Genomic DNA, 11,554 nt, shown 5'->3' with positions numbered 1-11,554 from the left:
GCAGCACCGCCTCCGGGGAAAGCCGCTGTCATAGCAACGTAAACGAAAGGCTCAGTCGGAAGACCGGGCCTTTTGTTTTTGTGTTTTGCGGCCAGGTACTTCGCCATCTCCCCGGTGGCGCTGCGCTTACCGGGGCGACCGATCGTTCCCCGGCCTGCACCGCCTGCGGGAAAATCTTGCTACACCATCTCATCACCTTCATTCAAAGCCATATAAAACCCCGTCGTTGTAACCACTTCGCCATAATTCACTTTTTCACTGCTCATGTGCTGACGTTAATCGCGAAAACCAGTGTTACGAAAAAAAATGTGAATACAATCACATATAAATAAATAACAATTATATAACATTTGGTTCACTAATTAATTTGTCTGAGTGGACGTGTCACGCCCGATGAGACAGATTACGGTCTTTGCTGGAGCAAAATTATAATGACAGAAAGTAGCATTAACGAGCAGGGTTCCCTGGAGCAGGGCGATACCCGGCGCCGTGTATGGGCAATTGTGGGGGCATCTTCAGGGAACCTGGTGGAATGGTTTGATTTTTATGTCTACTCATTTTGCTCACTCTATTTTGCGCACATCTTCTTCCCTTCAGGAAATACCACCACTCAATTGTTACAAACGGCCGGAGTTTTTGCTGCTGGCTTCCTGATGCGCCCCATCGGCGGCTGGCTATTTGGCCGTATTGCTGACCGGCGCGGACGTAAAGCCTCAATGCTTATTTCGGTATGCATGATGTGCTTCGGCTCGCTGGTGATTGCTTGTCTACCGGGATACGCCACTATCGGTACCTGGGCGCCGGCGCTGCTGTTGCTGGCACGTCTGTTCCAGGGCCTGTCCGTTGGCGGGGAATATGGCACCAGCGCGACCTACATGAGTGAAGTCGCAGTAGAAGGAAAGAAAGGATTCTACGCCTCCTTCCAGTACGTTACGTTAATTGGCGGTCAACTGCTGGCGGTACTGGTCGTTGTCGCACTACAGCAAATTCTCAGTGATGAAGATTTGCATGCCTGGGGATGGCGTATTCCTTTTGCGCTGGGCGCAGTACTGGCCATCGTCGCGCTGTGGCTGCGTCGTCAGTTGGATGAAACCTCGAAGCAGGAAACCCGTGCGCTGAAAGAGGCCGGTTCCTTTAAAGGTTTGTGGCGTAATCGCCGGGCTTTTGTCATGGTACTGGGCTTTACTGCCGCCGGTTCGCTGACTTTTTACACCTTCACCACGTATATGCAAAAATATCTGGTGAATACCGCCGGCATGTCGGCCAGCACAGCCAGCATGATTATGACGGCGGCGCTTTTCGTGTATATGCTGGTACAACCGCTGTTTGGCGCCTTCTCGGATAAGGTGGGGCGCCGTACTTCAATGCTGTGTTTCGGCGTGCTGGCGACGCTGTTTACCGTGCCAATCTTGAGTGCGCTGCAGAATGTTAGCTCGCCGTATGCCGCATTTGCGCTGGTGATTTGCGCGTTGCTGATCGTCAGCTTCTACACCTCCATCAGCGGGATCCTGAAGGCGGAAATGTTTCCGGCACAGGTTCGCGCGCTGGGCGTGGGCCTGTCCTATGCGGTAGCAAACGCGCTGTTCGGCGGTTCAGCTGAATACGTCGCGCTGTCGCTTAAATCTATAGGAATGGAGAATGCCTTCTACTGGTACGTGACGGTAATGGCGGCGATTGCCTTCCTGGTCTCCCTGATGCTGCATGGTAAAGGGAAGGGGTTGCGTTTGTAACCTCATTGATGCGCCAGTTGCCACACCGTATAGCCGGTGGTGGCGCCGGCGACATCCCAGGCGAAATCCTTCCAGCTCCAGCCGCTCCCTGCCGGGCGGCTGTCCCATAACTCTTTTGATGCCCCCAGACTAACGGAAAACATCAGACCGATGGCGGCGCTGCGATCGCGGCTGTACCCCTGATGCTGCGCATATTCATTGCCGGCGGCGGAGAGCATTGCCGACGCGAGAAAGTGTTGGGCCTTGTCCTGACCGCTCCAGGCATCATTGGCCATATGGCTGCAGCCGCTGAGTAGTAAAGGGGCAATAATGATGAAGTAGCGCATAATTCTTCCTGAAAAAAGCCCCGGATTACGGGGCGTTGATCTTAGAGAATGCGGCTGATGAGGCGGTCGATGCGGATGCGCCGCAGACGGCGGATGAGCTTTTTCACCTTCACCGGATAGTCGGCGATGCTTTGCAGATCGCGATAGTGCTTCACTACCGTCGTATGTGTACGGATGAGCTGAAGCTCCTTTTCCCGCATTTCGCGCAGTTGATGCTTAGGATCGTGGATCAGCACGGCATTTTCTAAATCCAGCCGCCAGGCGCGCGGATTGAGGTTGTTGCCGGTCAGCAGCATCCATTCGTTATCAACCCACATGCCTTTCAGGTGGTAGCTGTTATCGTCATCTTTCCATAAACGTACGATGAGCTGATCGGTATTCACATAATACTGCAGACGGCTCAGGAAGCGACGCAGGTTAATTTCGTACAAATAAGGCAATGCGCCGATGATTTTAAACGGCTGATCTTCCGGGATATAGAAGTCGTTCGCGGTCTTGTCGCCGACGATGATTTCCACTTTTTTTCCGCTGCGTAGCAGAGAAATAATATTTCTGACCAGTACGGCGGGCAGGTTGAAATACGGGGTGCAGATGGTCAGCTTATGTTCCGCACACGGCATCAGGTGGAAGATAGTCTTGTTGAGCAGGCTCGATTTACCGAGCCCAACCAGCGGCGTGACTGACAGTTGATCTTCATCGGCATTGCCGGTGAAGTGATAGCCGCTTTCGCGCAGATCCTGGCGATACTGGCGAATATCATTTTTTATTTCCGGGCTTTTTGGTCGATCCGGGCGATCGAGTCGATTCACGCCGCGACCCTGTACCAGATTCTGCTCGACCCAGTCGAACATCACGTCGGCCATCTTGCCGTTGCGGATGCACTGATAGCGATCGTAGCGATATTTATCATGCTGATGCAGGTACACATCGTTCAGGCTGGCGCCGCTATAAATAACGCTGTCATCGATGATGAAGCCTTTAAAATGGAGCACGCCGAGCGCTTCCCGGGTATTGACCGGGACGCCATACACCGGGATATCAATCCCTGGGTTTTCCTGGGCCATGCGACAGTACCAATCGGCATTGGTATTGGAGGCTGCCGCGCCGATACGGCCACGCTGGGCGCGATGCCAGTCAACCAGCACGCGCACATCCAGTTCTGGACGCTGGCGTTTAGCGTCATACAGGGCTTGCAGTATTCCTTTTCCGCCATCATCTTGCTCAAGATAGAGCGCAATAATGCAAATACGCTGGGTGGCGTGGGCTATCTTTGCCAGTAGCGCCTGGCGGAAATCAGCCGGCGCGTAAAAGAACTCGATATCATCAACTGACTGAGAGAGCTTAGGGAGTTGGGCAAGGTGTTGTTGATGTTTATTACGCTTAAATTTTGACAACATCACAGTGCGTTTCTTCTCTGTTTATTGAAGGGTCTTCTGTACCATGCAGATGACGTAAGCGGGCAATAATACCATTACTACCCGCGAATGTGGTCATTAATTGCTGTCGCTTGTCACCGAATGTAACGTATTCAGCGCAAGAGACAGGCTCACTATTCCGTCTTCTAACTGGATATCCACTGCAAAACCAAGCTTTCTGGCAAGGCCTATCATGCCGCGGTTATTTGGCATGGTGATGCCATTTAAGCGCTGTAATCCATGGCTCTGCGTATAGGCGATCAGTTTTTCAAGAAGCTGTCGGCCAAGGCCTAAACCTTTCAGGTCAGAACGCACCAGCACGGCAAACTCGGCATCAATATTATCAGGATCGGAAATTGCTCTGGTCACGCCGAGGATCTCGCTTCCTTGCTCCGTGGCGCGAACCGCAACAAAGGCCATTTCACGATCGTAGTCGATCTGCGTCATATTGGCTAAGTCGTCATGGGTGAATTCGTTGATCTCGCTGAAGTAGCGGTAATAGAGATCTTCTTTGGTGACCCGCTCAATAAAGGCCAATAATAGTGGTTCATCCTCAGGCAGGATCGGCCGGAACAGGCAGCGCTCGCCGTTTTTCATTGCCACCCATTCCTCAAGTTGCTGCGGATAGGGTCTGACTGCCAGCCGGCTTTCGCTGTCGCCGCTAAATGGCGCCAGGCTGAGAGTAACGTCGAGGGCGGTAAACTCGTTGCCGGAAGCAAGCAAGGGGTGAATATCCAGCCGCTGGATCTCGGGGCAATCGACAATCAGGTTAGAGACCTGTACCAGCAGTTGGCTGAGGCCGGGAATATCCAACGGGCGTAGCGCGCTGCGTCCGCGGATCTTTTTACTCTTGATGGCCTGGATCACCAGATAACGCGCCAGGTTCATATTCAGCGGCGGTAGGGCGACCGCGGCCTGATTTTCCGCTCGCCATTCGACGCCGCCCTCGCCAAGCATAATCAGCGGGCCGAAAAGCGGGTCATGCTCGACGACGACCCGGAGCTCCTGCGCCCCGGCGCGGTTGGCCATACTCTGTACCAACAGGCCATGAATGCGCGCCTGCGGCCAGGCCATTTTTACCCGGTCGATAATCGCGTCCGCCGCCTGCTGGACTTCAGTTGGGGTACGTAAATAGAGCATGACGCCCTGAACTTCCGATTTATGCGGAATATCCGGCGAACGTAGCTTCAACGCCACCGGGTAGCCAATCTGCTCGGCGATATGTACCGCTTCGGCGCTGTCGGCGGCAATCCAGGTGGGAAGAGTATGGATGCCGTAGGCGCGCAGCAGCGGGCTGACCTCATGGGTGTCCAGCGAGGTCGCGCCTTCGCTCAGCGCGCGCTGCAACAGCGTGTGGGCTTCTGCGGTATTGGCGGTCAACGTATCGGACAATACCGGCGTTTCCCGTAGCTGTTTCTGGTTGCGACGGTATTCCACCATATGCATAAAGGCGGTAATAGTGCCTTCCGGTGTGCGATAGGTTGGGATACCGGCCTCGCTAAACAACCGTCGCGCCTCCTGGGAAGAGTACTCCCCGCACCAGTTCGTCAGCACCGTGACGTATTTCCCGCGTGGATGACGCTTAAGCGCATCAATCAACGCCAGCGCGCTTTCGGTGCCCGGTGCCGCGGCGCTGGGGGAGTGGATCACCAGCAGCGCATCATAATCCTGGCTGTCCAGCAACACATTCAGCGCCTTGAGATAGTGCTCGCTGCTGGCGTCATCGCGCAGATCCAGAGGATTAGCGACCTCGACGCCCGTCGGTAACGCCTGCCTGAGCTGGTCGCAGGTGGCTTCACTGAGATTGGCGAGTTTGCCGTTACGCAGCCACAGTTCGTCCAACGCCAGCGCCGCCGGCGCGGCGCCATTACTGATAATCATCAGCTTTTCGCCGCGCAATGGGCGCATATGGCTCAGGGTTTCAACGGCGGAAAAGAGCTCGTGGGTGTCCTGCACGCGCAGCAGCCCCGCCCGCTGAATAGCGGCATCCCAGGCGGGATCCATCCCTGAGTTGACATGCAGTAATTTCTGCGCCGCCGGGCTGCGGCCGCTTTTGATGACCAGAATGGGTTTATTACGCGAGGCGCTACGGGCAGCGGAGACAAAACGCCGGGCATCGCTGAGATGCTCCAGATAGAGCAAAATAGCGCTGGTCTTGCTATCGCGGGCGAGAAAATCGAGCAGGTCGTCGACGTCGATATCAAGACTATCGCCAAGCGCAATAAAGTACGAGAAGCCCATTTCACGCTGCTGCGCCCAGTCCAGAATGGTGTTAGAGACGGCGGCGGATTGCGAGATAAACGCCAGCTTGCCGCGCTGGATAGGGACCGGCGAAAAGCTGGCGTTCAGGCCCTGCCACGGCGCCAGCAGCCCCAGGCTGTTGGGGCCGAGCAGACGCATTTGATAACGGGCGGCGCACTCGAGCAGCGCCGGGTACTGGTCTGGCTGTGAAGAGAGGATAATGCAGGTTTTACACCCTTTCCGCCCTAAGGCCTCGAGCAACTCGAGATTGCGGCGGGCATTAGTACAGAGCACCGCCAGATCCGGGGTAAAGGGCAGGCTGTCGATAGTCGGCCACGCCAGTACGCCAAGCACCGCTTTCCAGGCGGGCGTCACCGGCAGGACCGGGCCATTAAAACCGCCGGCCAACAAATTGCGCATCATTAAATAGCCAGCGCGCTGCGGTTTCATCGATGCGCCAATGACGGCGATCGATTTTGGCCGCAGCAGTGCTTCCAGGCCTCGTTGGCTCATTCCGGTCTCCTTTGATCCCCTGTGACCGAATGATTTTAAACGCTTTCAGCCTGTTGTGCTGTGATACTGCCCTTATGCTGCGTTTTTCCCGCCAGATAGCGGCTTCTGAACAGGCTAAAGTGATCGCCAAGCGCGGCCGCCGCCTGCGCGTCGCCGGCTAAGTCCAGCAGGGCGATGGCGACTTCCGCCGTACAGTACTGACCGTCGGCATGGGCTTCGCGCAGGTGATAGGCGGAGATGCGCGACAGGTCGACAGAGATTACCGGCAGCGCATCGAGATACGGGCTTTTGCGAAACATTTTCCGTGCTTCCGTCCAGGTGCCGTCGAGCATAATAAACAGCGGCGGCTTACCCTCCGGCGGGGCGCTTAGTACCTGGCGTTCCGCTCCGGCATAAGAGGCCGGAAAGACGACCATGGGCTGATAATCGGGGTTGGCGACCAGATCGAGCAGCGCCTGCGGCGGCTCGGTACGCGACCACTGAAACGCTTCGGTGTTGGGCAGAATATCGGCGATAAGGCGCCCGGTATTGCTGGGCTTCATCGGCTCGGTGTCGAACATTACCAGGCAAAAGCGGCTGTCGGCCTGCGCCGGCGCCAGCGTTGCGCACAGACACTGTTTTAGGGGGAGCAGGCAGCGCTGGCAGCGGCGGATGCGGTTGCCGCGAGCAAGAAAAGGCCGGGTTGCGCGCGCGAGGCGTTCGGCGCGTAGCCGAAGAACAGCGTTATCAATCATGGGAGTCGCTAATGAAAAACGCTATTGTCGCAGAGGAGAAAACGGGGCACAAGCGGTGCCCCGGTGGGGTTACTGCTGGTTGGCTTCGTTCAGCCAGCTATCGAACGGCGCTTTGGGGACGGCGCCATTCAGCATGTCGACCATTTCACCATTTTTGAACATCATAATGGTTGGAATGCTACGGATGCGGAAGCGAGCGCTCAGTTCGCGTTCGGCTTCGGTGTTCACTTTCACAAAACGCATTTCGCCGCTGCGCTCTTCAGCCACATCTTCAAAGATCGGCGCAAAGCTACGGCATGGGCCGCACCACGGGGCCCAGAAATCAATAACGACTGGCAGATCGTCCTTTAATAGTTTATCCAGCGTTGCCCCGGTCGCGTTGATGACATCGCCGTCAAAGAGATCGTGGCCGCAGCGTCCGCACTTGGCGCCATCGGCGCTACGGTCTTCGGGGATGCGGTTAAGAGCCTGACAACTGGCACAAACGGTATTCATAACTAACCTCTGGTTATGGGGTTGCAGCGCGGCACGTGGCCGATTTGTTTCTGTAATGTTACATATTATCGATGAGGCGCGAATAAAGGACAATGTCTTTTGTTCGATGGTTACAATAGACCAAGGCTTTTAAATGAAATAATGGCTAAGTGAAGATACATCGGGTAATCTTCGCGCTTCGCGCAGCGCAGGTGGAGAAAATAGATGAGCGACGAACTGAAAAATAAAAGCGGCAAGGTCAAAGTGATGTATGTCCGCAGTGATGATGATTCTGACAAACGTACCCATAACCCGCGTACCGGGAAAGGGGGAGGGCGTCCAGGAAAGTCACGTGTTGACGGCCGCAGCCGCCCTGCGCGCGATGAACGAAACAGCCGCGGCGACGATCGCAAACGCGACGATCGCAAGCGTAATGATTTTAACCGTGACGATGCATCCCCGTGGCGCACCGTTTCCCGCGCTCCGGGCGATGAGACGCCGGTAAAAGAAGATCACGGCGGCATCAGCGGTAAGAGCTTTATCGATCCGGAAGTGCTGCGCCGTCAGCGCGCGGAAGAGACCCGCGTCTACGGCGAGAACGCCTGTCAGGCGCTGTTCCAGAGCCGTCCGGAAGCCATCGTACGCGCCTGGTTTATCCAGAGCGTCACTCCGCGCTTTAAAGAGGCGCTGCGCTGGATGGCGGCCAACCGTAAGGCCTACCACGTAGTGGACGAAGCCGAACTGGCGAAGGCGTCTGGTACCGAACACCACGGCGGCGTCTGCTTCCTGATCAAAAAACGTCATGGTACTTCCGTGGCCCAGTGGGTGGCGAAAGCAGAAGCCGAAGATTGCGTACTGGCGCTGGAAGATGTTGGCAACCCGCACAACCTCGGCGCGATTATGCGTAGCTGCGCGCACTTTGGCGTGAAAGGCGTGGTAGTGCAGGATGCCGGCGTGCTGGAGTCTGGCGCGGCGATCCGTACTGCAGAAGGCGGCGCGGAACATGTTGAGCCGATCACCGGCGACAGTTTTATCGATACCCTGACGCAGTTCCGTCAGGCTGGCTACGCCATCGTCTCGACCTCCAGCCATAACGGTACGCCGCTGTTTAAGGCCGAGCTGCCGAAGAAAATGGTGCTGGTATTAGGCCAGGAGCGTGACGGTCTGTCCGATGCGGCGATCTCCAGCTCTGACCTCAGCGTCGCCATCGATGGAACCGGCAACGTCGAAAGCCTTAACGTCTCCGTGGCGACCGGCGTGCTGCTGGCGGAATGGTGGCGTCAGAATAAGGCCTGATATCGGTCTCTGAATGCAAAAAGCCAGCTGATGCTGGCTTTTTTATTATCGTCGCTCACTCGCTTTCTGCGGGCAGCACCGGCATCCAGTCAATGGGCGCCTCGCCGCGTTCGGCCAGCCACTGGTTGGTTTGCACAAAGTGGTTGCAGCCGAAGAAACCGCGGTGCGCCGACAGCGGCGACGGGTGCGGCGCTTTCAGGACGCAATGGCGCTGGCGATCGATAATGGCGCCTTTTTTCTGCGCGTGCGCCCCCCACAGCAGAAATACCACTCCTTCACAATGCTGGTTAATCAGCGCTATCACTTTATCGGTAAAGGTTTCCCAGCCGAGACTGGCGTGTGAATGCGCCTGACCGGCGCGCACCGTTAATACGGTATTAAGCAGGAGCACGCCCTGGCGCGCCCAGCTTTCCAGATAACCATGCGCCGGGCGCTGAAAGCCGGGGATGGTGCCTTCCAGCTCTTTATACATGTTCAGCAGCGACGGCGGTATCTGCACTCCCGGTAAAACAGAAAAGGCCAGACCGTGCGCCTGTCCCGGGCCGTGATAGGGATCCTGACCTAAGATGACCACTTTGACCTCGCCCAGTTCGGTATAGCGAAAGGCGTTAAAGACGTCTTTCTGCGGCGGATAGATAGTCATGCCGGACTGGCGCTCTTCGGCGACGGTCTTGAGGGTGTTGAGAAAATAGGGCTGCTGCTTCTCTTCCGCCAGCACGTCGTGCCAGGTTAATGGGGTGGTCATCTCGCTCTCCTGCAAAGTGTCATGCCCATAGCTTAACTGCTTCTTTCTGCATAACAAAATCGCGACGTCATTCCTGACTGGTTGTGCATAAAAAAAATTGAAAATTTACAAATTTTTTTATGGTACCTACTGGCGTAACTTGATGTAAAACAATACTATCCTCATATACCCACTTTGAGTGAGTGGTTTTTGTTGATTTAAGTCAATGAATGACGGGTGTGTGGCTGATATATATACACTCATACAACAATGGTTTTACCAATTGGCCGCAAAGAGGCCAAAATCGAATAAACACTGCCTGGGAGGCATCAAATGATTACTGGTATCCAAATTACTAAAGCGGCAAACGACGACCTGCTGAACTCTTTCTGGCTGCTGGATAGCGAAAAAGGCGAAGCGCGCTGCCTGTGTGCCAAAGGTGGTTTTGCGGAAGATGACGTAGTTGCGGTGAGCAAACTGGGTGAAATCGAATACCGTGAAATCCCGGTAGACGTGAAACCGGAAGTCCGCGTGGAAGGCGGTCAGCACCTGAACGTGAACGTGCTGCGTCGCGAAACTCTGCTGGATGCCGTTGAGCACCCGGAAAAATACCCGCAGCTGACCATTCGTGTTTCCGGCTACGCGGTACGTTTTAACTCTCTGACTCCGGAACAGCAGCGCGACGTTATCGCTCGTACCTTTACCGAAAGCCTGTAAGGCTGAAGCCAGATGTGAAAACGCCGGGATATCCCGGCGTTTTTTTACTCTTCGTTGGACGTTGACGGCGTCGCGGCAGAGCTTGGCTTACGGCGCTTACCGATGTTTTTGGTATCGCGGTGGCGTTTCTTCACCCGCGGCTTCTCTTTTTCTTTCTCTTTTTTCTCGGCGCGTTTCGCCAGCACTTTCTTCGATGGTTTACCGGTTAACTTCTCGCTCGGCGCGCGGGTTTTCGGGCGCAATTCATCAATCACGCGAGCTTTCAGCGGTTCTTCAACGTAGCGGCCGATTTTGCCCAGCAGCAGGTGATCGTGCGCTTCAACCAGCGAAATAGCGGTGCCTTTCTTACCTGCACGGCCGGTACGGCCAATACGGTGCAGATAGATATCGGCTGTGCGCGGCATATCGAAGTTAAACACGTGGCTGACATCCGGAATATCAATACCGCGCGCGGCGACGTCGGTGGCAATCAGCACGTTCACGCGACCATCGGTCAGGCGTTTAATCGCTTCGTTACGTTTGATCTGCACCATTTCGCCTTCCAGCCAGCAGGTGGTAATGCCTGCTTCGTGCAGCTTAGCGGCCAGTTCGTGAACGCGCTCGCGTTTACGCACGAAGACGATAGAGCGGGTTGCTTCCGGTTGTTTCAGCAGATTAACCAGCAGCGCGGTTTTATGATCGATATCATCGGCGCGATAGTACCACTGGTGAATTTTTTTACGTTCGCGGGTCGACGGATTTGCAGAAACTTCAACCGGCTCTTCCAGCAGGCGTTCGGCAAAGTCTTTAATCGCATCGCCTTCCAGCGTGGCGGAAAACAGCATGGTCTGCTTGCGCCAGCGGGTTTCACCGGCGATGGTTTCGATATCCTGGGCAAAGCCCATGTCCAGCATGCGGTCCGCTTCATCAAGGATCAGCGTTTCTACCGCGCGGCAGTCGAAGTTCTCTTCTTTAATATACTGCAGCAGGCGACCGGTGGTGGCGACCACGATATCCTGGTTTTCGCTGAACACTTCCGCGTGGTTCATGTACGCAACGCCGCCGGTAATGGTGGCAATATCCAGATGGGTATGCTTCGCCAGTTCGCGGGCGTGATCGGCAACCTGCATCGCCAGCTCGCGGGTCGGCGTCAGGATAAGGATCCGCGGCGGCCCCGATTTCTTGCGCGGAAAATCAAGCAGATGCTGCAACGCTGGCAGCAAATATGCCGCAGTTTTACCGGTGCCTGTCGGCGCAGAACCGAGAATATCACGGCCATCAAGCGCAGGCGGAATAGCGGCGGCCTGAATGGCTGTCGGGCGTGTGAAACCTTTATCCTGGAGCGCTTCCAGCAGGTTTTCGTCGAGTTCAAGTTCGGAAAAAGTCGTTACAGTCATGTTCTACC

11 protein-coding genes are annotated in these 11,554 nt (G+C 55.7%); 4 read left to right on the top strand and 7 right to left on the bottom strand.

From position 1 onward, the window contains the following. Together ABLV08_RS16820 and ABLV08_RS16815 are read left to right on the top strand one after the other, a co-directional pair. Window positions 1-332 (top strand): hypothetical protein (locus tag ABLV08_RS16820; protein ID WP_348856057.1); only part of this gene is annotated, 332 nt, incomplete at its 5' end. A gap of 99 nt (window positions 333-431) precedes the next feature. Next, window positions 432-1,730: an MFS transporter gene (locus tag ABLV08_RS16815; RefSeq protein ID WP_032708912.1), complete on the top strand. Its 1,299-nt coding sequence runs from the start codon at window positions 432-434 to the stop codon at window positions 1,728-1,730. A gap of 2 nt (window positions 1,731-1,732) precedes the next feature. On the opposite strand, the gene ABLV08_RS16810 is transcribed toward ABLV08_RS16815, so the two are convergent. The 5 genes from ABLV08_RS16810 to trxC all read right to left on the bottom strand — a co-directional run bounded on the left by ABLV08_RS16810 (window position 1,733) and on the right by trxC (window position 7,454). After that, entirely contained in the window at window positions 1,733-2,056 is a 324-nt protein-coding gene (locus tag ABLV08_RS16810) for a YfiM family lipoprotein (protein WP_015370273.1), read from the bottom strand. 41 nt (window positions 2,057-2,097) lie between these two features. After that, window positions 2,098-3,453, bottom strand: coding sequence for a CDP-diacylglycerol--serine O-phosphatidyltransferase (pssA, locus tag ABLV08_RS16805; protein ID WP_015370274.1), 1,356 nt, complete (start codon window positions 3,451-3,453; stop codon window positions 2,098-2,100). Window positions 3,454-3,549: 96 nt separating this feature from the next. Then, complete coding sequence (pat, locus tag ABLV08_RS16800) at window positions 3,550-6,225, bottom strand: protein lysine acetyltransferase (protein WP_242814201.1); 2,676 nt, start codon at window positions 6,223-6,225, stop codon at window positions 3,550-3,552. Window positions 6,226-6,260: 35 nt separating this feature from the next. Then, window positions 6,261-6,959 carry a tRNA-uridine aminocarboxypropyltransferase gene (tapT, locus tag ABLV08_RS16795; RefSeq protein WP_015703189.1) on the bottom strand — a complete coding sequence of 233 codons (699 nt, stop codon included), beginning with the start codon at window positions 6,957-6,959 and terminating at the stop codon, window positions 6,261-6,263. Between the two features lie 69 nt (window positions 6,960-7,028). Then, window positions 7,029-7,454 carry a thioredoxin TrxC gene (gene trxC / locus ABLV08_RS16790; protein WP_015370277.1) on the bottom strand — a complete coding sequence of 142 codons (426 nt, stop codon included), beginning with the start codon at window positions 7,452-7,454 and terminating at the stop codon, window positions 7,029-7,031. A gap of 204 nt (window positions 7,455-7,658) precedes the next feature. On the opposite strand from trxC, the gene ABLV08_RS16785 reads away from it, so the two are divergent. Then, entirely contained in the window at window positions 7,659-8,729 is a 1,071-nt protein-coding gene (locus ABLV08_RS16785; protein WP_032712297.1) for a tRNA/rRNA methyltransferase, read from the top strand. 55 nt (window positions 8,730-8,784) lie between these two features. On the opposite strand, the gene ung is transcribed toward ABLV08_RS16785, so the two are convergent. After that, complete coding sequence (ung, locus tag ABLV08_RS16780; protein ID WP_020078167.1) at window positions 8,785-9,474, bottom strand: uracil-DNA glycosylase; 690 nt, start codon at window positions 9,472-9,474, stop codon at window positions 8,785-8,787. A gap of 312 nt (window positions 9,475-9,786) precedes the next feature. Here ung and grcA point away from each other — a divergent pair, with 312 nt between their 5' ends. Then, window positions 9,787-10,170, top strand: a complete 384-nt coding sequence (gene grcA, locus ABLV08_RS16775) for an autonomous glycyl radical cofactor GrcA (RefSeq protein WP_002914084.1) — start codon at window positions 9,787-9,789, stop codon at window positions 10,168-10,170. Window positions 10,171-10,214: 44 nt separating this feature from the next. On the opposite strand, the gene srmB is transcribed toward grcA, so the two are convergent. Continuing rightward, a complete protein-coding gene (gene srmB, locus ABLV08_RS16770; RefSeq protein WP_045362168.1) occupies window positions 10,215-11,546 on the bottom strand; it encodes an ATP-dependent RNA helicase SrmB in 1,332 nt (443 codons plus the stop codon). Between the last annotated feature and the right edge of the window lie 8 nt (window positions 11,547-11,554).

Origin of the sequence: Klebsiella sp. CN_Kp088 (genome assembly GCF_040064335.1) — a bacterium.
Lineage (GTDB): Bacteria > Pseudomonadota > Gammaproteobacteria > Enterobacterales > Enterobacteriaceae > Klebsiella > Klebsiella aerogenes.
This window is presented reverse-complemented; position numbering and strand designations above follow the sequence as displayed.